This window comes from Sphingomonas alba (genome assembly GCF_023516555.1).
In the GTDB taxonomy this organism is placed as follows: Bacteria; Pseudomonadota; Alphaproteobacteria; order Sphingomonadales; family Sphingomonadaceae; genus Sphingomicrobium; species Sphingomicrobium album.
Genome location: NZ_JAMGBD010000001.1, coordinates 277,557 through 301,133 on the forward strand (window position 1 = coordinate 277,557; position 23,577 = coordinate 301,133).

Genomic DNA, 23,577 nt, shown 5'->3' on the forward strand with positions numbered 1-23,577 from the left:
ACGGGCAAGTGGGCGAACCACAGATCAGGCCATTCGACTGGGCAGACCCCTTCGCCATCGACGACCAGCTCGACGATCACGAGCGGCTGGTCCGGGATACCGCGGAGTCTTACGCCCAGGAGAAGCTGCAGCCGCGTGTCACCGAGGCGTATCTCAACGAGAATTTCGACCGCGAGATCCTGCGCGAAATGGGCGGGCTTGGCCTTCTCGGCGCGACGATCCCACATGAATATGGCGGCGCCGGTCTAGGCTATGTCAGCTATGGCCTGATTGCCCGCGCAGTTGAGCGCGTCGACAGCGGCTATCGCTCGGCCATGTCGGTCCAGTCCAGCCTCGTTATGTATCCGATCTATGCTTACGGTTCGGAGGAGCAGCGAAAGAAGTACCTGCCGGGCCTTGCAGCGGGCGAACTGGTCGGTTGCTTCGGCCTGACGGAGCCCGACGCCGGCTCCGATCCGGGCGGCATGCGTACCAAGGCGGTGAAGACGACCAACGGCTACCGCATCTCCGGCTCGAAGATGTGGATCACCAACTCGCCGATCGCCGATGTCTTCGTCGTCTGGGCGAAATCCGAAGAGCATGGCGGCCAAATCCGCGGCTTCGTGCTTGAGAAGGGCATGAAGGGGCTCAGCGCGCCGAAGATTAAGGAGAAGCTGTCGCTTCGCGCTTCGATCACCGGCGAGATCGTGATGGACGAGGTCGAAGTTGGCGAGGATGCCCTCCTGCCCAACGTCTCCGGCCTGAAGGGACCGTTCGGTTGCTTGAACCGCGCCCGTTACGGCATCGGCTGGGGATCCATGGGCGCTGCCGAGGCCTGTTATGCGGCCGCGCGCCAATATACGCTCGACCGCAGGCAGTTCGACCGGCCCCTCGCCTCCAACCAGATCGTCCAGCTCAAGCTCGCCAACATGATCACAGAGATCACGCTTGGCCTGCAGGCAGCGCTGCGCATCGGCCGCCGGCTTGAGGCGGGCGAGTTGATCCCGGAGACGATCAGCCTCCTAAAGCGCAACAATTGCGGCAAGGCTCTCGATATCGCCCGCGTCGCCCGCGACATGCACGGCGGCAACGGCATCAGCGCCGAGTTCCAGGTCATGCGCCACGCGGCAAACCTTGAGACGGTCAACACCTACGAAGGCACGCACGACGTCCACGCCCTGATTCTTGGGCGCGCGATCACCGGCATATCCGCTTTCTAGATCAGGCCCAGGCGGGGCGTTTCAGGATCACGGTCGGATCGCCGTGATAGTCATCCTCGTGCAGCCTCTCGAAGCCAAGCTTCTCTGCGAGCTTTAGCGAGGGCTCGTTCGCCGGTGCGATGATTGCCCACCAGGGCGTCGGCCGAAGATTGGCCTCGCCCCAATCGACCACGGCTCGGCAGGCTTCCGAGGCCAAACCCTGCCCGTGCGTCTCCGCCGCGAAGATCCAACCCATTTCCGGCTCCTCGCCGAATTCGGGGTCGAGCCCGCGCCAGGCGTTGAACAGGCCGACGTTGCCCACGAGCTTGCCGTCGGATTTGCGCTCGACCGCCCAGGTGCCGAAGCCGAGCAACTGCCAGCCGCCTATGGCCGCGGCAAGGCGGCGCCAGATATCTTCAAGACCTGACGGATTGGGCCCGAAATGCTTGTGCACTTCAGGATGCTGCATGATTTCGAACCAGGGCCGGAAATCGGCCTTGGCCCAGGCGCGCAGAATCAACCGCTCGGTCTCGATGGTCGGAGCCGAGCGGATCACTGTTTAGACTGGATTATTTCTTGCCGAGGGTAAGACCACCGAAGCGCTTGTTGAACTGCGCAACGCGGCCGCCTTCCTGAACCTGGCGAGTGCCGCCGGTCCAGGCCGGGTGGACCTTGGGGTCGATCTCAAGGTGCATCGTGTCACCTTCCTTGCCCCAGGTCGAACGAGTCTGGAACTTGGTGCCGTCGGTCATTTCGACGGTGATCATGTGGTAATCGGGGTGGGTACCGGACTTCATTGCAGTTTCCTCGTGAGATGGCTGGTTCCGACCAGCCTCGAAGTGTCGGGCGCCCCTAGCGGAAGCGGGCTTGCTTGACAAGTTTGGCAGCTCCGATCTAGCCCGCACACCAGGACCTGGGATTTCAGGAAACCGGTGCGAAACCGGTGCTGTGCCCGCAACTGTAAGCCGCTGCCCTCGAGTAGTGGACAAGTCAGATACTGGCCTTGGTCCGTCGTCCGTTCCTTCTGCCGGGGTCAGCGGTGGGGCGTGGGGCACGTCCGATTCCCGGTCAGGCATCCCTCCGTGACGACAGTCATGGACAGGAGATGCAAATGTTAGATTATCAACCGATCAACACAACCGACCAGGCGGTCATCGTCACGGCTTCCCGAAACGACCAGGCCCAATCCGACACGGCGGCCAGCACAAATGTTATCGATAGTGCGACTATCGAGCGGATCGGTGAGCCGCTGACGCTCGACTTCTTACGGTTGACGCCTTCTGCCTCAGTGTCCGTCAGTGGCACCGATGGTTCGCAGGCCCAGGTGCGAATTCGCGGCGCCGAGGCCAACCATACATTGCTGTTCATCGATGGCATCCGTGCCAACGACCCCGCGGCCGCCAATGAACCACGCTTCGAATTGCTGAATGCCGATTTGGCTTCGCGGATCGAAATCGTGCGCGGGCCGCAATCGGCCCTGTGGGGGTCGGAAGCGATCGGCGGCGTCGTTGCAGTGGACGGCAGCGCCGACCCCGCAACCGAGGGGGTGGCCGAGTACGGTAGCAATCAGTTCACCCGCGCCGCCGGCAATGGCGGGTTTAAGACCGGCGAGCTTACCGTGGCCCTGGGCGCGGGTGTTCAGGGATCCGAAGGCATCGACGCCTTTGATACGCCGGGCGATGGCGATCGCGATGGCTATTGGAACGTCACTCTTCGGGGCCGGGCCGCGTTGGCGCTCCGTGGCGGAAACGAGGTCGGCGTCAACGGCTTCGCTGTCCGTGCCGGCAACCAGTTCGATGGCTTCAATTCCCAGACCTTTTCCCACGACGACACGCTCGACAACACCAAGAACCGCCTTGCCGCCGGGCGGGTCTGGCTCTCCCACAAGGATCGGGTTTGGGACGCGCGCCTTGCCGTCTCGCTCCTCGGCTCGACCAATCGCAACCTCCTCGACGACACGTTCCTGAACGAGACCGAAGCCAAGCGCTGGACCTTGAGCGGACAGGTCTCGCGATCCTTCGACGCCGGCGCTCTGCGCAACCGCGTGACTCTGGCGGCGGAGGGCGAAAAGGAAGACTATCGTGCCTCCGACGAAGCCTTCTTCGGCGCCACGAACCAGCACCGGACGCGCAGTCACACCGCCTTGACCGGCGAGTGGCAGACCGAACTCAGCCGATGGCTGGTGACCGATCTTGCCCTGCGGCATGATGCCTTCAACCGGTTCAAGAATGCGACCACGGCGCGGGCGTCCGCCCTTTTCAAAATTGGCGGCCGCTTTGGCATCGCGGCGTCCTGGGGCGAAGGCATCGCCCAGCCCAGCTTTACCGACCTCTACGGCTTTTTCCCCAACGGCTATGCCGGCAATCCGGAGGTGAAGCCGGAGCGGTCAAAGGGTTGGGAAGTCTCGGCGCGCTATGGCCAGGGGCCCGTCCGGGCGTCGCTGACCTATTTCCGCCAGAAGCTGGAAGACGAGATCGTCGAAAACGCGACCTTTACCAGCGTGCTCAACGCCGACGGAACCAGCAAACGGCAGGGCGTTGAGGCGGAAATGCATTGGTCGCCTGGAGCTTGGCTGAACTTGTCGCTTGGCTATGCCTGGCTGGACGCCACGCAGCAGGTCATCGCCGGCCAGCCCGAGCAACGCGAGTTCCGCCGTCCCAAACACAGCGGTTTCGTCTCCGCCGATGGTCAGCGAGGCCGTCTCAGCTATGGCGCATCGCTGGCCTACACGGGAAAGCATCTCGACCGGCGGGACAGTTTCCCGTTCGAGCTCGAGAGTCTCGATAGCTACTGGCTCGCCACGGCTCGGATTGGGTGGCGAATTGACAAGAGGTTGGAACTGTTCGGCCGCATCCACAATGCATTCGATGCCGACTATCAGGATGCGGTCGGCTACCAGACCGAAGGGAGGAGCGTTTTTGGCGGGCTTCGCGTCGCTTTTGGTCGCTAGCGCCGGCCTTCGGGTCGCATCGCTGAACCTGTGCACCGACGAGCTCTTGCTTGCGCTTGCTGAGCCGGGACAGATCGTGTCGGTGACACACCTCGCCCAGCAGCCATCCGAATATGCCGATTGGAAGCAGGCTCGCCGTTATCCCAAGAATGACGGCAGCCTGCTCTCAGTGGTCGGCCAACATCCTGAACTGGTGTTGACCATGGGCGGAGGCGCTCGCGACCAGGCGCATATCGCGCGCAAACTCGGTATCCGGGTGATCGATTTGCCCTATCCACAGGCTATGTCCGACATGGAGGCTGCTATCGCGAAGGTTGCAGCCGCAGTCGGCCATCCGGCGAAAGGGCAACGGCTGAACGCCAGGATAGAGGCACTCAAGCGAACCAGGCCGGCAACCCTTCCCGATACCATTTGGCTGGGCGGCGGTGGGCGAAGCGTCGCATCCACCGGCCTGGCTGCGGAATGGATGGCGCTGGCGGGCTTCCGGCAGCGCCCGTTGGTGGGCGATCGCGTCACCCTCGAGCAACTCCTCGTTAGTCCGCCTACCATCCTGCTTCGAAGCGACTATCGGGCCGGTCAATATTCCGGTGAGCAGCGCTGGATGATGCACCCCCTGGCCAAGGGCACCAACAAGTCCAGGACGATCCCCACCGACGGGCGTGCCTGGACCTGCATGGGACCGCCCATGATCGATGAGGTCAATGGCCTGAGGCGGTTCGCGCCGTGAAAACCTGGCTAGCCTTGGCCGCGCTTCTTATGGCGGCAGCCCTGCTGTCCCTGGTGCTGCCGTGGGATGCGCTCGGCGATTTGTTTGCCAGGGATCGTCAACTTGGCTGGGCGGTCCTCGTCGAGTTGCGGCTGCCGCGAATGCTATTGGCGCTGACGTACGGAGCAATGCTGGGTGCGGCGGGCGCGGCGGTGCAGGCCCTGTTCGCCAACCCCCTTGCCTCGCCCGACCTTACCGGCACGACCAGCGGCGCAGCGCTCGGCGCGGTGGTGACCGCCTATCTCCTGGGCTTCTCGGCGCCGATCGCACTGTCGATTGGCTCCGTGATCGGCGCCCTGTCCGCATTGTTGCTTCTCCTCGTCTTGGCCGGCCCACGAGCCGAAACCGGGACGCTCCTGCTCGCGGGGCTGGCGATCAGCGCGCTCGCGGGGGCACTGACGACGCTCGCCCTTGCGCTCGCCCCCTCCCCGTTCGCTTTCTACGACGCCTACGACTGGTTGCTGGGGTCGCTGGTGGACCGCAGCCTGAACCAGGCGGCATTCGCGGCAATTCCCGCGGTCGTCGTCATTCTGCTGCTTTCGCGGCTGCGAGGCGCACTCGACAGCCTGACGCTTGGCGATGAGGTCGCACAGTCCCTCGGCCATGACGTCGCCCGGCTGCGGATTTGGGTGGTAGTGCTTACGGCCATCGGCGTCGGCGCCTGCGTAGCCATCGCCGGCGCGATTGGATTCATCGGCCTCGTCGCGCCGACTTTCGCGCGGCGGCTTACAGGCGGCCATCCCGGTCAGGCCATCATCCCCGCGGCACTGATCGGCGGCGCATTGCTTCTTGCAGCCGATCTCATGGTACGCCTTGCCCCGCTTGGCCGGACACTTCCCATCGGGGTCGTGACAGCGCTACTCGGCGCACCATTTTTCCTATGGCTGGTGGTGCACATGCGGTGGAGGCTCGGCCGATGAGCCGCCTTGTAGCCAGCAACCTCTGCATTCCGGGCCGCCTCGAGCAAACCTCGCTCGAAGTCGATGCCGGAACCCTGACCTGCCTCATCGGCCCCAATGGCAGTGGCAAGACGAGCTTGCTGCACGCTATCGCCGGCATTGGAACCCGCGATGGCGGGGTTAGGATCGACGGCGTTGATCCGTGGCGCGCGCCGCCGTCCGTCCGTCCACGGCTGATCACTTTTTTCCCGGCTTCCCGCGACGTCAAATGGCCGCTGACCGCGTCAGACGTGATCCGCCTTGGCGGCGAAGGTGAAATCGGGCCGGTTATCGCGGACCTGGATCTGGAAGCCTTTGCCAACCGACGCATCGACCAATTATCGACTGGCGAGCGGACTCGTGTCCTGATCGCGCGGGCCTTGGCGCCGCGGCCCAGAGTAGCCTTGCTCGATGAACCGGTCGCCAACCTCGACCCGCTCTGGCAGCTGAAGCTGATGGAGCACTTGCGGACGTTGGCCAGCGAAAGCGGCCAGACGGTCATTATTGCGGCACATGATCTCGACCTCGCCGGACGGTTTGCCGACCGGTTGATCATGATGAGCAGTGGCAGGATCGTGGCCGATGGCGGTCGCGACCTTCTGGAAAGCGGCGTTATCGGTGAAATATTCGGTGTGGAGCGCCGCGACGGCGCCTGGCAGCCGCTCGCCTAGGCTGCTGGCGGATCCGCGATCATCGCCGTGAAATTGGCCTCGGCGGCGAGCTTGCCATCGACCAAGGCACGGCCGGCAAACTTGCAGACAGTGGCTCGTTTCTGAACGAACTCGACCTCCAGTGTCAGCAGTACACCCGGCTCTACCGGCTGGCGGAATTTGGCACCGTCGATGGCCATGAAATAGACGAGCTTTCCCGAGCCTGCGAGGCCGAGGGATTCAACCGCGAGGACGCCGGCTGCCTGTGCCAGTGCTTCGACGATCAGAACGCCCGGCATGATCGGACGGTCGGGAAAATGACCTTGGAAGAACCCTTCGTTGATCGTCACCGCCTTGGTCGCGGTGATCGATACGTCGGGGATGATGCGCTCGACGCGATCGACGAGCAGCATCGGGTAACGATGTGGCAGCGCCGCCATCACCCGCCGGACATCCAGCGGGCCGATGGCGGTCGCGACCTGTTCGTTTTGACTCACCGGCCCTGCGGCTTCGTCTGCGGAGTCTGCTGAGCCTGCGGCATGGGCGTAACGCTGACAGCAGGCAGCTGCTGGTTAAGGGCGGCCAGCGCCTCGCTGGTGATGTCGATGCTGGTGTCGCTGGCCAAAGTGCCACCCTTCGAAACGACGATCGAGGCGCCACGGCGGGCACGAATCTGTTCGACGACCTGAAGGAGCTTGCCGGCAATCTGCTGGTTGACGTTGGCGAGGATCGACTGATGCGTGCGCTGCGCGTTTTGCATTTCCGTGTTCGCGTTGCGCTCCTTGGTCTGGAAGGCCGTGATCCGCGTCGTAAGCGCAGCATCAGGCTGCTTGCCACCAAGCGCGTCCAGCGCATCCTGGATCGGCTTGCCTTCCGTCTGAAGCTGCGTGCGCAGCTGCTGGGCACGGGAAGCGAGCGCCGCTTCCTTTTGCTGGATCTGGGCCGCGGCTGCTTTGCAAGCGCTACATGTGTTTCCGATGCTCTCTGTATCGACGACCAGGACTACCGGGCGCTGCTGGGCAACAGCTGGGCCTGCCACGGCAAGGGTGCTCACCGCGGCAGCGAGGGAAAGGGCAATTTTTTTCATTAGAATTGGGTTCCTACGTTGAATGAGAAGAGTTTCGTTTCATCACCTTCCTGCTTGAGGATGGCTTTGGCGATATCGATACGCAGTGGACCAAACGGCGATACCCAGTTGACGCCGACGCCAATGGACAGGCGCGGCTTCCACGAGTCACCGAGGTAGTATTCCTTGAAGCCCGGTTGCGGGGCGCGATAGTCAATGATCTGAGCTTCCGGACCACCCGGTTCAGGAATGTCAGCTGGGCAAGTTAAGTCGGCATCACCATTGCGCCGGAAGACCACGGGTAGCCCGGCCTTGTTCGGGTTGCAGACAACCCGGATGTCTTCAAGGTTCGGCTTGGTCAGGTTGAAGACTGAGCCAACATCGATAAACGCCGAAGGACGGAGGCCGAGGCTCTTGATATTGCTGCTGACCGGAATTTCGAGCTCAAGTCGGCCCATGTAATAAGCGCGACCGCCGATCGCGTCAGTGCCCCGAACTTCATCGCCCAAGGTGCCGGTAAGATCGGCGTAAGCGACGCGTTGCACGCGCGGGCCAATTCCGCGGATGTCGAAGCCGCGCATCTGCGGCCCGAAGAAACGGTCGCTCAGGCGGATAGCGTCGACGCCCGGTTCGGGATCGCTCTTGAGCGGGTGAATGTAACCGCCCTCGCCGTGCACGGACAGGATGAAGCTCTTCGGCAGCCTGAAGAACTTGGTCGCGTCCGCGCGGGTCCGGATGTATTTCGCGTCGCCGCCGAGGCCCGCGAAATCCTGGCTGAAAACGAACCGCTGGCCACGCGTCGCGCGGATACCATTCCGATTATCGAAAATCAGCGAATAGCCCACGACGGAACTCAGGGTCGTTCCGAGCTGGTCGCAAAGATAGCGGCCCGCCAGAACCGTCGAGCATTCCTTAACACCATCGCCATCCTCGTCGAGGAAGTAGGTGCTCTCGTCGAGCGTGATCTTGTCGTTCACGAGCGAGTAGCGGGTGCCGAAGCTTATGAACTCGTTCACCGGGAAGCCAAGCCGCAGGCCGCCGCCCGTGCTCTGCTGCGAATAAGTGTTGTTGCGACTATCCGTCGAGGTTTGGCGATAGCTGTTATACTCGCGACGGTAGATCTCGCCGCCGAGAAGCACGTTCTTGTCGAAAAGATAGGGTTCGGTGAAGCTGAGGTTCACCGAGCGTGAATATCGCGACCAATTGACCCCGGCGCCGACTTCCTGGCCCTTCCCCATGAAGTTACGCTGCTGGATCGAGGCTGCGACGATGAATTTCTCGAGGCTCGAGTAGCCTGCCGAAAGCTGCAGTTCACCCGTCGATTTTTCTTCCAGGTCAGTGCTCAGGATAACCCTGTCAGGCGCCGAGCCCTGAGTCTGCTTTACCTCAAGCTTTTCCTGGAAAAAACCGAGCGACTGGAGGCGGTCTTGCGAGCGCTTAACCTTCAGCGCGTTGAAGGCATCGCCTTCGTTGATGCGAAACTCGCGCCGGATGACCTTGTCACGAGTGGTCGTGTTGCCCCTGATGTCGATGCGCTCGACGTAAACTCGCGGCGTCTCGTTCACCTTGAAGCGGATGCTCATGATGTGGTTTTCGGCATCACGATCGTAGGTCGGCGAAATGTCAGCGAAGGCGTAGCCTTGTGCCCCGGCGATCTCGTTGAGCGAGGTAACGACGTCCTCGACTGCCTTGGCGTTAAACCAGTCGCCCTGACGCAGCCTGATGAATTTTTGCAAGGTGTCCGAGGAAAGGTCCCGGAGGGAGCTTTCCGTATCGATCGTGCCGAACTTATAGCGCGGCCCCTCCTCGACGACGTAGGTAATGACGAAGTCCTTACGGTCCGGCGTGAGTTCGGCGAGCGCGGAAACAACACGAAAATCGGCGTAGCCCTCGGTCAGGTAGAAGGCACGCAGCTTCTGCTGGTCGGCGGCGAGGCGATCCGGGTCGTAGCTGTCGTTGGAGCGGAAAAAGCCGAGGATGCCGCCGGCTTCGCGCGTGTACATTTCCTTGCGGAGACGGCCGTCGCCATAATGGTCATTGCCGATAATGTTGATCGCGCGGACCTTGGAGACAGGACCCTCAACGATTTCGAAAACCAGGTCGACGCGGTTCTGGTCGAGTTGGACGATCTTCGGCTCGACCGTCGCGGCGAAACGGCCGGAGCGTTTGTAGAGCTCGATGATGCGATCGACGTCGGAACGAACCTTGGAACGAGTGAAAATCTGACGCGGAGCAAGCCGGATTTCCGGCATGATCTTGTCTTCCTTGATGCGCTTGTTGCCCTCAAGGATGATGCGGTTGATGACCGGGTTTTCCTTGACGGTGATGACAAGGTTTCCGGTATCGGCGCCGGTGATGACTACGTCGGCGAACAACTCCGTCGCGTAAAGGTCTTTCAGCGCGGTATCGAGGACTTCGGCGGTGTAGTCCTGCCCGGGCGTCAGGTTCGAGTAGGAAATGACCGTCGCCGGCTCGAGACGCTCAGCGCCGCGGACCGATATCGAACGGATGGTGCCTGGCGTTGCCGGCGGAGCGACAGGGGCGGGTTGAGCGACAACCGGAGCCGGGGCAGCTTCCGTCGCCTCCTGTGCGAGGAGCGGGGCAGACCAGCCGCCGAGGATCGTACCGACCAGAAGCACAGCACCCGTGCGCCGGGTCATTGCCTTACTGCTTGAAACCACGCGTTCCCGCCCTTTTGCTGAATGCGCCCGCTCTAGATACGCGACGCGGAAAAAATGACCGCCAAGCCCTGCCCCAAGCCCGCTAACCAATCAAGCGCCCAACGCTCTCCCAAAGCCCAAATGATCCCAAATCGTTGAGCGTTGTGAAGATGAGCAGGGCCAGGAGGAATGCGAGCCCGCTGCGGAACGCCCATTCCTGCGCGCGCAGGCTGACCGGGCGGCGCTGAACCGCCTCGACCGTGTAGAGTGCAAGATGTCCGCCATCGAGCATGGGGACTGGCAGCAAATTGATGAACCCCAGATTTATCGAGAACAGGGCAATCAAATAGACGAAATCGGACCAGCCCAGGCTCGCGCGCTGGCCTGCAACCTGGGCCATTCGAAGCGGACCTCCGAGCTCTTTCGGTGACCGCTCTCCCGTTACGATCTGGCCGATGATTTCGACCATCATCTTGGTGACGTTGGCTGTCGCTCCGCAGGCTGCAGGGACAGCCTCGAACACCGATAGGCGCTTGTAGACCAACTGGGGCGGCCTCACCCCAAGCAACCCAACCACATATTTCTGGCCGAACTCGTCCAGCCTTTGCTCCGAGCCAAGGCGGACCGGCACGCGCCGAAGCTGGCTACCGCGCTCGTAGACCAGGTCGACACTGTAGTTCGGCCGAAGGGATGTGACCGCCTGAATATCCTGGAAATAGCGTGTGGCCGACCCGTTGATGCTTATGATTCGGTCGCCGGCCTTGAGTCCGGCGTGATCCGCGGCACTATTTGCGATGACTGGACCAATGACCGCAGGAGTCTCTGGCCTTCCATAGGCCACGTAGAAGGTTGCAAAGATCAGGATGGCCAGCAGAAAATTGGCGGCCGGACCGGCGAGCACGATAAGAAAGCGTTGCCATACGGGCCGGCAATGGAACGCCCGCCTCCGTTGCTCGACACTGAGATCTTCCTTTTCTTCTCCCGGCATGCTGACCGGGTTAAGATCTCCGACAAATTTCACGTAGCCGCCCAGCGGCAACCAGCCCACTTTCCACCGTGTTCCGCGCTTGTCCGTCCACCCGGCAACTTCACGGCCAAACCCGATCGAAAAGCTCTCAGCGCCAACGCCAAAGACACGCGCCACGACATAGTGGCCTAGCTCGTGGAAGAAGACGAGCGGCCCCAGCGCGGCAATGAACGCGATAAGGATGAACCAGACAGGCGGCTGGGAAAGCATCAGTTGGCAGGCAGGGGCATGATTTCGTGCGCCTTTTCGCGCACTTCGCGATCAATGTCGATGACATCGGCGATGGATTGTGGCGGCTGCGGGGTGATCGTTTCCAACGCCCGCTGAACCGTGCTGGCGATGTCGGTGAATCCGATGCGGCGATCGAGGAAGGCGGCGACCGCGATCTCATTGGCGGCGTTGAGGACGATCGGCGCCGCGGTGCCATCCGCGAGTGCTTCTCGAGCCAATCGCAAGGCAGGAAACCGGGCCTCGTCCGGCTGCTCAAAATCAAGCGACCGAATGCGAGCAAGGTCGAGGCGCTCTGCCGGGGTCGGCATCCGCTCCGGCCAGGCCAAGGCATGGGCGATGGGGATGCGCATGTCCGGCGAGCCTAGCTGCGCGATGACGGAACCATCGACATATTCGACCAGTGAGTGGATCACCGATTGTGGGTGAACGAGGATGTCTATGCGCTCTGGCGCGAGGCCGAAGAGGTGATGAGCCTCGATGAGCTCAAGGCCCTTGTTGATCATTGTCGCTGAATCGACCGATATTTTCGCCCCCATGGACCAATTGGGGTGCGCGACCGCCTGTTCCGGCGTGGCTTTAGCCATGTCTTCAGCGCTGGCGTTGCGGAACGGACCGCCGCTCGCTGTCAGGATCAATCTCGCGACGTCAACAGAGCGATTCCCGGCAAGGCACTGAAATATCGCATTGTGCTCGCTGTCGACGGGCAGGATCGTCGCCCCTGCCCGGCGCGCGGCTTCGGTCATCAGCGAGCCGGCGGTAACCAGCGCTTCCTTGTTCGCGAGCGCGACCGTTCGCCCGGCTTCGACACCGGCCATAACGGGCTCCAAGCCCGCGCAACCCACGATCGCCGCCATCACGAGCTCCGCTTCGTCGGAAGCGGCCTCGATCAGGGCCTCGCGGCCGGTAGCGGCGCGGCAGCGCGTGCCGGCAAGGGCACCCTGAAGTTCCGGCAAGCGGGTCTCGTCGGCAATAACCGCAAGGCGTGCGCCGGTGCGCCGCGCCGCTTCGGCCAGTGAGGCCACATTCGTAGCAGCAGTGAGCGCAACGACTTCAAAGCGGTCTGGCGACCGGGTGACGAGGTCCAGGGTCGAGCCGCCGACCGAGCCTGTGGCGCCGAGGATCGAAATCTTGCGTCTCACCTCAGCATCCCCGCGAGGTGCGCAGCGGCGGTCAAGGTCGCGACGACAACGAGCCCGTCGAGACGATCGAGCGCGCCGCCATGGCCGGGAAGCCAGTTGCCACTGTCCTTGACCCCTGCCCGGCGCTTCAGCCAGCTTTCGAACAGATCGCCAGCCTGTGCGGCCACGGCGAGCAGCGGCGCCATCCAGAACAGGGCACCGGACAGGCTGAAAGCGTCTGCCCAGGCGTAGCCGGCCAATGTAGCGCTGATCACACCTCCAGCGAGCCCGGCGATGGTCTTGTTAGGGCTTATCCGCGGCGCAAGTTTCGGTCCGCCGATCGCCCGCCCCGCAAAATAGGCGCCGATGTCGGTCGACCAGGTAACAATGAACACCCAGATCAGCAGCTCCAGCCCCTGTGGCGCGCGATCGCGGATCCACAGCAAGGACAATGCCGGTACCAGCGCATAGACAAAGCCGGCGACCTTCCAGCCAAAGCCCCAGCCGGCGACGATGCGCCGCCATTCGTAGAAGATCATTACTGATGCCGCCGCGACAAAGATCGCGAAGAAGTAGTCGCCCTTGTAGGCGGCGAAGAGCGCCAGAGCGATGAGGACGAGCCCAGCGGCGCTGCGGACGGCAAGCTCTTTCATCGGCCGCCAAAGCGCCTCTGGCGGCCCGCGAACTGCGAAATCGCGTCGTTGAATGCCTTTGCGTCGAAATCAGGCCAGAGCGTGTCGACGAACAAAAGCTCGGCATAGGCCGCCTGCCAGAGGAGGAAGTTGGAGAGCCTCACCTCTCCAGAGGTGCGGATGAGCAGGTCAAGCTCCGGCAGGTCCGCAGTGTCAAGCGCCGCGCCGATGGCCTGCTCGTCGATCGAGGCGATATCGCGGCTGCCTTCAACCGCTTCCTCGGCGAGTTTGCGGGCCGCATTGGCGATTTCGGCACGCGATCCGTAATTCAGTGCCACCACGAGCGTCAGCCGCTTGTTGCCGGCTGTCTTTTCAACCGCACGGTGAAGGCGCTCCATCAGATGCGGTCCAAACGGCTTTGGATCACCGATCAGAAGCAGCCTGACCCCTTCGCGGTGAAGCGTCTCCAGTTCCTTTTCGACATAATAGGCCAGCAGGCCCTTAAGGTCGGTGACCTCCTCCTCCGACCGCCGCCAGTTCTCTGAAGAGAATGCATAGAGAGTAAGCACCTCCACACCAGCATCTGCAGCAGCGCGCAATGTGGCGCGAACCGCTTCTGCTCCTGCGCGATGCCCGGCGGCACGCGGTAGCCCGCGCTTCGCAGCCCAGCGGCCGTTGCCGTCCATGATGATCGCGACGTGGCGCGGGATTGCGCCGCCGCCGGTGGCAGCAGGCTCAGCCCCCTCCCGTGCGGCGGGGCTGGATGTCACTTGCCGAGAATTTCCTGTTCCTTGGAATGAGCGGCGGCATCGATCTCCTTGATCGTGTCGTCGGTCAGCTTCTGAACCTCGGTTTCGAGGCGTTTGTGCTCGTCCTCGCTGATCTCGTGCTTTTTCTCATCGGTCTTGAGGTGGTCCATGCCGTCGCGGCGAACGTTGCGTACGGCGACGCGCGCTTTCTCGGCATATTGACCGACGAGCTTGGCGAGTTCCTTGCGGCGCTCCTCGGTCATGTCGGGGATGGGCAGCCGGATAAGTTGGCCGTCGGTAATCGGGTTTAGGCCGAGGTTGGCCGACCGGATGGCCTTCTCGACGGGTTGGATATTCGAGCGATCCCAAACCTGGACCGAAAGCATGCGCGGCTCCGGCACGGAGACGGTCGCAACCTGATTAAGCGGCATGTTGGCGCCGTAGACCTCTACCTGGATCGGATCGAGCAGCGCCGTCGAGGCGCGGCCAGTCCGCAGGCCGCCGAGGTCGTGCTTCAGGGCTTCGACCGCACCATGCATCCGGCGCTGGATGTCGGATTTGTCATAGGTCGGCATTCTTCACTCCTCGTTCTTGACGATGGTCGCCTTGCCCCGGCCCGCCAGCACATCCGTGAGATTGCCCGGCTGGCGGATATTGAAGACGACGATCGGGATGTTGTTGTCACGACAAAGGGCGACTGCCGCAGCGTCCATGATCTTCAGGTCGTCCGCGAGCACACGGTCGAAACCAATGTTTTCATAGCGCGTCGCACCGGAGACCTTTTTGGGGTCGGCGGTGTAGACGCCGTCGACGCTCGTTCCCTTGAAGAGCGCATCGCACTTCATCTCGGCGGCCCGCAACGCGGCGCCGGTATCCGTGGTGAAATAGGGGCTACCGGTGCCTGCGGCGAAAATCACCACCCTGCCCTTCGCCAGATGGCGCTCGGCGCGGCGGCGGATAACCGGCTCGCAGACCTGATCCATTTTGATCGCGGACTGGACGCGGGTCTCGACACCAAGCTGTTCCAGGGCATTCTGCATCGCGAGCGCGTTCATGACCGTCGCCAGCATGCCCATGTAATCGGCCTGGGCCCGATCCATACCCTTGGCGGCGCCGGCCATGCCCCGGAAAATGTTGCCGCCACCGACGACAAGGCACACTTCGAAGCCCGCCGAGCGCGCTGCGGCGATTTCGGCGGCCAGTCCTGCCACGGTCTCGGTGTCTATGCCGAACTGGCCCTGGCCCATCAAAGCCTCACCGGAGAGCTTGAGCAGGATCCTTTTGAACTTGGGTCGGGTCATCTCTCGGGCTTGTCCTCAAAGACAGCTTGGGGCTGCGTCTCGGGAAAGCGCTTCTATGGCCGCCCTCGCGGCTTGCCAACCGCCTTAATGCAGCAGCCAACTTGCACATAGGCCGGTTTAGACGCACCTAGACGTGCAGACGGGGGCATGGATGGCGCAAGTCTTCCTCAGCTACGATCGCGAAGACGGCGGCAAGGCGCGAGTGATCGCCCAAGCCCTGGAACGCGCGGGCCATTTCGTCTGGTGGGACATGCACATCAAGGGCGGCGCCGAATACGGCCGCGAAATCGAGGCGGCACTCGAAAAATCGGACGCTGTGATTGTGCTGTGGTCGGAGCGCTCGATCGCTTCTGCCTGGGTCCGTGACGAGGCCGCCGCAGGACGGGATCGAGGCTGTTTGGTGCCGGTGCTGATTGAACCGGTCAGCCCGCCAATGGGATTTCGCCAATACCAAAACCTGGATTTCAGCAACTGGAAAGGGCGCGGCAAGCCACCACGCATGGCAGAGCTGCTGGACAGCATCGGGAACAGCACGCCCAAGGATACGCTGCCCAAAGAGCCTCAAAAGCCAGCAGCCCGCACAAGAACGTCCCGAGTGGAAGGCTTGTCGCCGCTTCTCAAATGGTCGCTGATGGGCGGCGCCGTCATCCTGGCGCTTCTCATCCTCGGCCCCGCCATCGGCCTCCTCACTGGCGGCGGCAAGGACAAGCACGGCGTCTATACGGTTGCGGTCACCGCAGCCGATCCCTCTGCCGCACATCTTGCAAGAGACCTCGCCGTGAGCCTTGGTCAGTTGCAGTCGGCGACGACGGGATCATTGAGGCTCGTCAGCGGCGCCGAAGGGTCCTCTAAGGCGGACCTTTATCTCGAAGCCGGCAGCGAGGAAGGAAGCGATAAAGCCAGCGCTAGCCTTGTCATGATGAATGGCAAAGACCGTTCCATCCTCTGGTCCGAGCACTTCGATCAACCATCCGGAAAGCTTGCCGATCTGCAGCAGCAAATGTCGTTCACCGCAGCGCGAGTGCTCACCTGCGCGCTTGACGGTCTCGCCGCCCCGGAAGGCGGCCTCAAGCCGCAGACATTCAAGCTTTATCTCACCGGCTGCGCCCAAGTTGCGGAGGTTGCCAGCGTCGATCCAACGTCAGTGATTGCGACCATGGAAAAGGTTGTCGCGGCGTCGCCGAGGTTCAAGCCTGCGTGGCAGACCTTGCTGCTGACCCAAGGGTCGATCACCGGAACGTCTTTTGATGAGGCGGAGAATAGACCGGGAATCGAGAAGCTATCCCAATTCATTCGTCAGGCGCGCAAAGTTGACCCGGACATGGCTGAAGCGACGCTGGCGGAGACCTGGCTGCTGCCCGCCTCTAACTACGGCAAAGCGATAGAGCTTGTAGAAAGGGCTTACCGGCAATCCCCGGACAATCCGGATGTTCTCAGTATGGCGGCGTATCAGTTACGTCGGGTGGGCCAAATGCGAGAGGCGGTCGACGACGCAAGATTCGCGGCCGAGCACGATCCGCTGTCTCCATTCGCTCTCAACAATTATATTTCCGCCTTGTTCTATGCTGGGCGCTTCGACTCTGCCCGCGAAGAACTGGCCAAAGCCGAGCAGCTTTGGCCCGGGACCGATACGGTCAAGGAAGTCTCTTTCCGCTTCAACCTTCGTTACGGAGACCCAAACGAGGCCCTGAAATTCGTCCAGGCCGAGGGCATGGAGGCTGGGATGGCTCAATTCCTGCGGGCGCGAATCGACCGAAATCCAGCGGATCTGGCATTCCTCCGGAAAACGATAAACGCACGGATAAAAGACAGGGGCGCCGAAGGTCTAAGTTATTTCATTCAAACAGCTGGTGAGTTCGGCTGGGAGGATGATGTCTTCAAACTCTTGCTCGGTTGGCCAAAGGCTAGCGAGCTCGCGACAATTTCGGAAATCTACTTTCGGCCTCAGATGAAGAAATTCCGTAGCGACCCGCGTTTCATGATCGTTGCCGAGCGTGCCGGTTTGATCACGTATTGGCAAAAGAGTGGGAAATGGCCGGACTTCTGCTCGGACCCGGATTTGCCATACGACTGCAAGAAAGAAGCCGCGAAGCTTCACTGATACGAAAAGGGCGGAGCCTTCCGGCCCCGCCCTCAACGCTTACTCGTCCGGATCGCCGTTCAGGCGACCGGCTCGTCCTTTTTTACGCCGGCGGCAGCCGCGACCTCCGCCGCGAAGTCGTCCTGCTTCTTCTCAATGCCCTCGCCCAGCTGGAAGCGGACGAAGCCCTTGAGGGCGATCGGCGAACCGGCATCCTTGCCGGCGGCCGCGACGACGTCGGAGACCGGCGTCTTGTTGTCCATGACGAACAGCTGGCTGACCAGGCTGTGCTCCTTGCGGAACTTGGCCATCGAGCCTTCGACCATCTTCTCGACGATGTTGGCCGGCTTGCCGCTTTCGTTGGCCTTCTCGACGGCGATCGCCTTCTCACGCTCCAGGAGAGCGGGATCGAGGTCCTCGGCGTTGAGCGCCAGCGGGTTGGCGGCAGCGATGTGCATCGCGAGCTGCTTGCCGAGCGCCTGGAGCGCACCGGCATCGGCAGCGCTCTCGAGAGCAACCAGCACGCCGATCTTGCCGAGGCCTGGGCCCGCGGCATTGTGGACGTAGCTGACAACGACGCCTTCGCTGACTTCCAGCAAGGCAGCACGACGCAGCGACTGGTTTTCGCCGATGGTGGCGATGTTGTCGGTCAGCTTCTCCTCGACGGTACCGCCGGCAGGATAAGCCGCGCCCTTCAACGCCTCGATGTCGCTTCCGGTATTGAGAACGATTTCAGAAACGTTCTTAACGAAGTCCTGGAACTGCTCGTTCTTGGCAACGAAATCGGTTTCCGAATTGACTTCGACGACAGCGCCTTTGGTGCCTTCGACGGCGACGCCGACGAGGCCCTCGGCAGCAGTGCGGCCAGCCTTTTTGGCGGCAGCAGCAAGGCCCTTGGCACGCAGCCAATCGACTGACGCTTCCATCTCGCCGTTGTTCTCGGCCAGCGCCTTCTTGCAATCCATCATGCCGGCGCCAGTGCGCTCGCGCAGTTCCTTCACCGAAGCAGCGGTGATTTCAGCCATGTCTTGGCTCCTTGTACTGGGGTGTTACGCTTCGAGGGCGGCTTCGGCAGGCGGCTCAGCCATCGCGCCGAGATCTTCGCCGCGGGCAGCAGCGCCGCCCGACTTGCCGGTATTCGCGGCATTGGCGACCGCCTCGCAATAGAGGCGGATGGCGCGGCTGGCGTCGTCGTTGCCCGGAACCGGGAAAGCGATGCCCTGCGGGTTCGAGTTCGAATCGAGGATCGCGACGACCGGAATGCCAAGGACGTTGGCTTCCTTGATCGCCAGCTCTTCCTTGTTGGTGTCGACGACGAACATGACGTCCGGCAGGCCGCCCATGTCGCGGATGCCGCCCAGCGACTTCTCGAGCTTGTCGCGCTCGCGGGTCTGCTGAAGGACTTCCTTCTTGGTGAGGCCGGTCGTGTCGCCCGACAGCTGCTCTTCAAGGCTCTTGAGGCGCTTGATCGAGTTCGAGACGGTCTTCCAGTTGGTCAGCATGCCGCCAAGCCAACGGTGGTTGACGAAATGCTGGCCCGAAGCCTGGGCGGCCTCGGCGACCGCGTCCTGCGCCTGGCGCTTGGTGCCGACGAACAGCACCTTGCCGCCGCGGGCAGCAGTCTGCTGGACGAAGTCGAGGGCGCGCGCGAACAGCGGAACGCTCTGCGACAAATCGATGATGTGAACGCCGTTACGGTCGCCGAAAATATACGGCTTCATCCGCGGGTTCCAACGATGGGTCTGGTGGCCGAAATGCGCTCCGGCCTCAAGCAATTGCTGCATGGTGACGACGTTAGCCGCCATGGTCTTTCTCCTTCCGGTTTTACCTCGGTGAGAGCAAGTCACCAGCCTTTCGGCTGGCACCGGTATGTGCGCTCCACCTGTGGAATGGCGGCGCCCCTAGCCGAAGGCGCCACAGGAAGCAACCCCATGGCAGGGGTTGACACAATGAGAACAAATAGGGAACATATCGATCCAACAGGAGACCAGACATGTTCGCATTCGTCAGCTCGATTGCCTTTGCCGGTGCAGCCTATCTCGCCGGAAGCTCCGTTCTCAGCACATACTCGGAAAGCCGCCGTCGGATTGGCGATGCGCTTCGTGGCCGGCCGCTGACGCGTATCAACCCTGTGCTGAACGGCGCCGCCTAACCCTTGCATAGGAGGCCATGCTAAACGGGATCAGCGCGAGGTATATCGTGCTGATGGCCAGTAGGGTCAGCCAGGGTTCGGTGATCAGGGCAGCGACCAGCAGACCAACACCTGCCAAGGCGAGCAGCCGGTAAGATCGGCGAAGTCGTAGCGAGCCCCAACTGTAGGTTGCGACGCTGGAGATCATCAGCAAAGCGATGAATACGAGCCAGGGCATGGTCAGGTACCAGGCGCGAAAGAGCTCGTTCCCTGTGATCAGCCACAGATAGACCGGGACAAAGGCAAGGCCAGCCCCTGCCGGCGCCGGAATGCCGGTCAGGAATCCGGCCGATTTGTGCGGTTGCTCGTCGGCATCCATGCGAGAGTTGAAACGAGCCAGCCGGAGCGCGCAGCAGACCGCCAGCGCCAAGGCGGCCGTCCAGCCGAACTTGGGAGCATGCTGCAGCGACCAAAGGAACATGATCAGGGTAGGCGCAACGCCGAACGCGGTGACGTCGGACAGGCTGTCCAGCTCGGCCCCGAAGCGGCTGTTGGCGCGCAAGAGCCGGGCTATGCGTCCATCCATGCCGTCGAGCACGCCAGCGAACACGACGGAAGCAAGGGCCTTTTCCCAATCGCCTTTGATCGCGAACAGCACACCACTGAGGCCGAAGCAGAGCGCGAGCGCGGTGACGGCATTGGGTGGGATTGCCCGCAGCGGGATGCCCCCGGCTCGGCGCCTCTCAGTCACTGGCTGATGCCGCCGAGCCCCGGATCGACACCTAATGTGCCGAGGACCGTCTCACCCGCAATGGTTCGCTGGCCAAGCAGAACCTGGCTCCCCGTGCCGGCAGGCAAGTAGACGTCGACACGGCTGCCGAAGCGAATGAGGCCGATGCGCTCCCCGGCTCCGACCGTGTCGCCCTCTTTCACGAAAGCGAGAATGCGGCGAGCAACGAGCCCGGCAATCTGGGTGAAACCAATGGCGACGCCATCCTCACGCTCGACGAGAAAATGCTGCCGCTCATTGTCCTCGCTTGCCTTGTCGAGGTCGGCGTTGAGAAACTTGCCTGGCACGTAGGCAATCTTGCTCACCCTACCGGCGATCGGCGAGCGATTGATGTGCACATCGAAGACACTCATGAAAATCGAGACCCGCGTGAACTCGCCAATCAATCCTCCGTCGGCCGCCAACTCTGGCGGAGGACCGGTGCGAACGATCATCGTGACCAGGCCGTCTGCGGGCGCGACAATCAGCTTTGGGTCCCTGGGTGTTGTCCGGATCGGATCGCGGAAGAAGGCCGCCACCCAGATTGTCAGACCGACGAGCAACCAGCCCACGGCATCCGGCAGCAGGCTGAAGCTCAGCAGTGTCGCGAATGCGGCGATGAGAACATATTTGCGGCCCTCGGGATGAACGGAGGGAAAACGCCATTTGACCGCGGTCAGGTGGCTGTCGGGCTTCTCGATAATGGCCATGGCGCCTCCTTAGAGAGGCTGAAACGCAGGCACAATGACCGCAGTTGCCTTGGCATTGGCGGAGCCGTAAGGCGCGCCCCGACCACGAAATTTCAGGAACGGACCATGGCCAAGATCAAGGTGAAGAACCCGGTCGTCGAGCTCGACGGCGACGAAATGACCCGAATCATCTGGCAGTGGATCCGTGAACGGCTCATCCAGCCCTATCTCGACATCGACCTTCTCTACTACGATCTGTCGGTCGAGAATCGCGACGCGACCGAGGACAAAGTCACCGTCGAAGCGGCCGAGGCGATCAAGAAGCACGGCGTCGGGGTGAAGTGCGCCACCATCACTCCGGATGAGGCCCGCGTCGAGGAATTCGGGCTCAAGAAGATGTGGAAGTCGCCCAATGGCACGATCCGCAACATCCTTGGCGGCGTGGTCTTCCGCGAGCCGATCGTCATTTCCAACGTTCCGAGGTTGATCCCAGGCTGGACGGACCCGATCGTCGTCGGCCGTCACGCGTTCGGCGACCAGTATAAGGCGACCGACTTCCGCGTCCCCGGCAAGGGCAAGCTGACCATCAAGTGGACCGGCGAGAACGGCGAAGTCATCGAGCACGAAGTGTTCGAATTCCCTGACGCCGGCGTCGCCATGGGCATGTACAATCTGGACGAATCCATCCGCGACTTCGCTCACGCCTGCCTGAACTATGGCCTCAACCGCGGATGGCCGGTGTATCTCAGCACCAAGAACACGATCCTCAAGGCCTATGACGGCCGCTTCAAGGACATTTTCCAGGAAGTTTACGAGGCCGAGTACAAGGCGAAGTTCCAGGAAGCCGGCATCGTCTATGAGCACCGCCTGATCGACGACATGGTCGCCTCGGCGCTCAAGTGGAGCGGCAAGTTCGTCTGGGCCTGCAAAAACTATGACGGCGACGTCCAATCCGACCAGGTCGCCCAGGGCTTTGGATCGTTGGGCCTGATGACTTCGGTGCTGACCACGCCTGACGGCAAGACCGTCGAGGCGGAAGCCGCCCACGGCACCGTCACCCGCCACTATCGCATGCACCAGCAGGGCAAGGCGACCTCGACCAATCCGATCGCCTCGATCTTCGCCTGGACCGGCGGCCTCAAGTATCGCGGCAAATTCGACGACACGCCCGAGGTGGTGAAATTCGCCGAGACGCTGGAGCGTGTCTGCGTCGAGACGGTCGAGAACGGCCAGATGACCAAGGACCTCGCCATCCTTGTCGGCCCCGAACAGCCGTGGATGACGACCGAGCAATTCTTCGAAGCGATCCGGACGAACCTTGAAGCGGCGATGGAAACGGAAACCGTCAGCGCTTAGGCGCTAGCGGGGATCGCACCCTTTCCCGCCGCACACCAAGGCCGATGATCCGGCCCGGGATGCGGCGGAGGACCGGATAACGGTCGAGCAGCCGGACGAACAACGGCGCCTCGGTGATTGGCTTGTCGATCTGCAGGATGCGGCCGATCAGCCGATCCTGGGCCGCTTTCTGGCCGGCCTGAATGACCTTGGTCGGCCACATGCGCCGATCCTGCACGCGGCTCAGCAGGCCATCGACGTCGTCGCCCCGGCTCAAAGGGCCGGCGAGGATGTTGGCAGTCGCAACTGCGTCCTGGATGGCAAGATTGATCCCGATTCCGCCGATCGGAGACATGGCGTGGGCGGCGTCGCCGATCGCCAGAAGGCAGGGCCGGTGCCAGCGCTCGAGGCGGTCAAGCTTTACCGTGAGCAGGTGCAGGTCACTGATGTCGTCGAGATCCTTGAGATCGAGGCCCGGGGGTGCGGCCTTCGCCACTTCCTCGCGGATGACCTCGATGCCCCGGTCGAGATAGGCTTGGGCAGCGCCCTTGGGGATGAGGAAGGCGCACTGCCAATAATCCCCGCGATCGATCATCACGAGCAGCCGGCCTGGCTCGACATTGCCCCTCAGCGCCCCTTCCTGAGCTTCGGACTTGCCCAGGCGGAACCAGAAGACATCCATCGGCGCGCCGAGATCTTCCACCGGCAGCAGAGCGCGGGCGATGGATGTTCGGCCGTCGGCGGCGATGATCAGCTTTGCCTTGAGGGTCTCGCCGTTCTCGAGCCTGACGCCGGTTATGCGGCCGCTCTCTTCGACGAAGGCTTCGACGGGCCTTTCCATCTCCAGGTTGAAGCCCGGATAGGGGGCCGCGTGATCACGCAGGAAGTCGAGGAAATCCCACTGCGGCATCATCGCGATGAAGGGCGCCGGCGTATCGAGGTGCGAGAGATCGCCAATGGTCCAGTCGCGGCCCGCGACGCGAAGCTGCGCCTTGTCGAGGCGATTGTGCGGCCGTTGCAGGAAATCCTTCAGCAATCCCAGCTGGTCGAGGATCTCCATCGTCGACGGGTGAACCGTGTCCCCGCGGAAATCGCGGAAGAAGTCCTTGTGCTTCTCCAGGATTCGGACCTGACAGCCGGCGCGAGCGAACAATAGTCCTGCCATGACCCCGGCAGGCCCGCCGCCGACGATGATCAGGTCATCACTCATCCTCTTACGTTCCCAAAAGTCACTAAAGTCTCGGGATGAGCGACCAAAATGGGCGAACCCGCGCCTCGCCCAGGCATGCCGGGTTTCATCACGCTGG

At 62.4% G+C, this 23,577-nt stretch carries 24 protein-coding genes and 1 riboswitch; of the genes, 8 read left to right on the top strand and 16 right to left on the bottom strand.

Annotated elements, in window-relative coordinates; genetic code table 11:
* The first annotated feature begins 8 nt into the window (after positions 1-8).
* A complete protein-coding gene (locus LZ536_RS01425; protein ID WP_249846525.1) occupies positions 9-1,199 on the top strand; it encodes an acyl-CoA dehydrogenase in 1,191 nt (396 codons plus the stop codon).
* Position 1,200: 1 nt separating this feature from the next.
* On the opposite strand, the gene LZ536_RS01430 is transcribed toward LZ536_RS01425, so the two are convergent.
* Complete coding sequence (locus tag LZ536_RS01430) at positions 1,201-1,734, bottom strand: GNAT family N-acetyltransferase (RefSeq protein WP_249846526.1); 534 nt, start codon at positions 1,732-1,734, stop codon at positions 1,201-1,203.
* 13 nt (positions 1,735-1,747) lie between these two features.
* Positions 1,748-1,975: a 50S ribosomal protein L31 gene (rpmE, locus tag LZ536_RS01435; RefSeq protein WP_249846527.1), complete on the bottom strand. Its 228-nt coding sequence runs from the start codon at positions 1,973-1,975 to the stop codon at positions 1,748-1,750.
* An 82-nt stretch (positions 1,976-2,057) separates the two neighbouring features.
* A riboswitch (cobalamin riboswitch) is annotated at positions 2,058-2,198 on the top strand.
* Between the two features lie 91 nt (positions 2,199-2,289).
* Between rpmE and LZ536_RS01440 the strand changes: the two genes are divergently transcribed.
* From LZ536_RS01440 to LZ536_RS01455, 4 genes are read left to right on the top strand one after another with little or no spacing between them, the layout of a single operon-like run.
* Positions 2,290-4,128: a TonB-dependent receptor plug domain-containing protein gene (locus tag LZ536_RS01440; protein ID WP_249846528.1), complete on the top strand. Its 1,839-nt coding sequence runs from the start codon at positions 2,290-2,292 to the stop codon at positions 4,126-4,128.
* Positions 4,097-4,855 carry an ABC transporter substrate-binding protein gene (locus LZ536_RS01445; RefSeq protein WP_249846529.1) on the top strand — a complete coding sequence of 253 codons (759 nt, stop codon included), beginning with the start codon at positions 4,097-4,099 and terminating at the stop codon, positions 4,853-4,855. Before LZ536_RS01440 ends, LZ536_RS01445 begins: the two co-directional genes overlap by 32 nt.
* Positions 4,852-5,814, top strand: a complete 963-nt coding sequence (locus LZ536_RS01450) for a FecCD family ABC transporter permease (RefSeq protein WP_249846530.1) — start codon at positions 4,852-4,854, stop codon at positions 5,812-5,814. The genes LZ536_RS01445 and LZ536_RS01450 overlap by 4 nt, the downstream gene beginning before the upstream one ends.
* On the top strand, positions 5,811-6,503 hold the full coding sequence (locus LZ536_RS01455) for an ABC transporter ATP-binding protein (protein WP_249846531.1): 693 nt from the start codon (positions 5,811-5,813) through the stop codon (positions 6,501-6,503). The genes LZ536_RS01450 and LZ536_RS01455 overlap by 4 nt, the downstream gene beginning before the upstream one ends.
* On the opposite strand, the gene fabZ is transcribed toward LZ536_RS01455, so the two are convergent.
* The 9 genes from fabZ to pyrH form a co-directional block, all read right to left on the bottom strand.
* A complete protein-coding gene (fabZ, locus tag LZ536_RS01460; protein WP_348538799.1) occupies positions 6,500-6,979 on the bottom strand; it encodes a 3-hydroxyacyl-ACP dehydratase FabZ in 480 nt (159 codons plus the stop codon). The genes LZ536_RS01455 and fabZ overlap by 4 nt on opposite strands.
* Positions 6,976-7,569, bottom strand: coding sequence for an OmpH/Skp family outer membrane protein (locus LZ536_RS01465; RefSeq protein WP_249846532.1), 594 nt, complete (start codon positions 7,567-7,569; stop codon positions 6,976-6,978). Before LZ536_RS01465 ends, fabZ begins: the two co-directional genes overlap by 4 nt.
* On the bottom strand, positions 7,569-10,208 hold the full coding sequence (gene bamA / locus LZ536_RS01470) for an outer membrane protein assembly factor BamA (RefSeq protein WP_249846533.1): 2,640 nt from the start codon (positions 10,206-10,208) through the stop codon (positions 7,569-7,571). The genes LZ536_RS01465 and bamA overlap by 1 nt, the downstream gene beginning before the upstream one ends.
* A gap of 103 nt (positions 10,209-10,311) precedes the next feature.
* Positions 10,312-11,445, bottom strand: coding sequence for a M50 family metallopeptidase (locus tag LZ536_RS01475; protein ID WP_249846534.1), 1,134 nt, complete (start codon positions 11,443-11,445; stop codon positions 10,312-10,314).
* On the bottom strand, positions 11,445-12,605 hold the full coding sequence (locus LZ536_RS01480) for a 1-deoxy-D-xylulose-5-phosphate reductoisomerase (RefSeq protein WP_249846535.1): 1,161 nt from the start codon (positions 12,603-12,605) through the stop codon (positions 11,445-11,447). The genes LZ536_RS01475 and LZ536_RS01480 overlap by 1 nt, the downstream gene beginning before the upstream one ends.
* The gene (locus LZ536_RS01485; protein WP_249846536.1) at positions 12,602-13,237 is read right to left on the bottom strand and encodes a phosphatidate cytidylyltransferase; all 636 of its coding nucleotides are present in this window, start codon (positions 13,235-13,237) and stop codon (positions 12,602-12,604) included. Before LZ536_RS01485 ends, LZ536_RS01480 begins: the two co-directional genes overlap by 4 nt.
* The gene (locus LZ536_RS01490) at positions 13,234-13,986 is read right to left on the bottom strand and encodes an isoprenyl transferase (protein WP_348538800.1); all 753 of its coding nucleotides are present in this window, start codon (positions 13,984-13,986) and stop codon (positions 13,234-13,236) included. Before LZ536_RS01490 ends, LZ536_RS01485 begins: the two co-directional genes overlap by 4 nt.
* Positions 13,983-14,540, bottom strand: a complete 558-nt coding sequence (frr, locus tag LZ536_RS01495; RefSeq protein ID WP_249846537.1) for a ribosome recycling factor — start codon at positions 14,538-14,540, stop codon at positions 13,983-13,985. The genes LZ536_RS01490 and frr overlap by 4 nt, the downstream gene beginning before the upstream one ends.
* Before the next feature lie 3 nt (positions 14,541-14,543).
* Positions 14,544-15,266 (bottom strand): UMP kinase, encoded by a 723-nt coding sequence (pyrH, locus tag LZ536_RS01500; RefSeq protein WP_249846538.1) that lies wholly within the window; start codon positions 15,264-15,266, stop codon positions 14,544-14,546.
* A gap of 151 nt (positions 15,267-15,417) precedes the next feature.
* Between pyrH and LZ536_RS01505 the strand changes: the two genes are divergently transcribed.
* Entirely contained in the window at positions 15,418-17,367 is a 1,950-nt protein-coding gene (locus LZ536_RS01505) for a toll/interleukin-1 receptor domain-containing protein (RefSeq protein ID WP_249846539.1), read from the top strand.
* A 59-nt stretch (positions 17,368-17,426) separates the two neighbouring features.
* Here the strand turns inward: LZ536_RS01505 and tsf are convergent, their stop codons facing one another.
* Positions 17,427-18,371 (bottom strand): translation elongation factor Ts, encoded by a 945-nt coding sequence (gene tsf, locus LZ536_RS01510; protein ID WP_249846540.1) that lies wholly within the window; start codon positions 18,369-18,371, stop codon positions 17,427-17,429.
* Between the two features lie 24 nt (positions 18,372-18,395).
* The gene (gene rpsB, locus LZ536_RS01515) at positions 18,396-19,151 is read right to left on the bottom strand and encodes a 30S ribosomal protein S2 (RefSeq protein ID WP_249846541.1); all 756 of its coding nucleotides are present in this window, start codon (positions 19,149-19,151) and stop codon (positions 18,396-18,398) included.
* Between the two features lie 188 nt (positions 19,152-19,339).
* On the opposite strand from rpsB, the gene LZ536_RS01520 reads away from it, so the two are divergent.
* Positions 19,340-19,498, top strand: a complete 159-nt coding sequence (locus LZ536_RS01520) for a hypothetical protein (protein ID WP_249846542.1) — start codon at positions 19,340-19,342, stop codon at positions 19,496-19,498.
* Here LZ536_RS01520 and LZ536_RS01525 read toward each other — a convergent pair.
* Together LZ536_RS01525 and LZ536_RS01530 are read right to left on the bottom strand one after the other, a co-directional pair.
* Complete coding sequence (locus tag LZ536_RS01525; protein WP_249846543.1) at positions 19,470-20,228, bottom strand: CDP-alcohol phosphatidyltransferase family protein; 759 nt, start codon at positions 20,226-20,228, stop codon at positions 19,470-19,472. The two genes, LZ536_RS01520 and LZ536_RS01525, sit on opposite strands and share 29 nt — an antisense overlap.
* Positions 20,225-20,956: a phosphatidylserine decarboxylase gene (locus LZ536_RS01530; RefSeq protein ID WP_249846544.1), complete on the bottom strand. Its 732-nt coding sequence runs from the start codon at positions 20,954-20,956 to the stop codon at positions 20,225-20,227. The genes LZ536_RS01525 and LZ536_RS01530 overlap by 4 nt, the downstream gene beginning before the upstream one ends.
* 105 nt (positions 20,957-21,061) lie before the next feature.
* On the opposite strand from LZ536_RS01530, the gene LZ536_RS01535 reads away from it, so the two are divergent.
* A complete protein-coding gene (locus LZ536_RS01535) occupies positions 21,062-22,291 on the top strand; it encodes an NADP-dependent isocitrate dehydrogenase (protein ID WP_249846545.1) in 1,230 nt (409 codons plus the stop codon).
* Here the strand turns inward: LZ536_RS01535 and LZ536_RS01540 are convergent.
* Positions 22,281-23,480, bottom strand: a complete 1,200-nt coding sequence (locus LZ536_RS01540) for an FAD-dependent oxidoreductase (protein WP_249846546.1) — start codon at positions 23,478-23,480, stop codon at positions 22,281-22,283. The genes LZ536_RS01535 and LZ536_RS01540 overlap by 11 nt on opposite strands.
* Positions 23,481-23,577 lie beyond the last annotated feature (97 nt).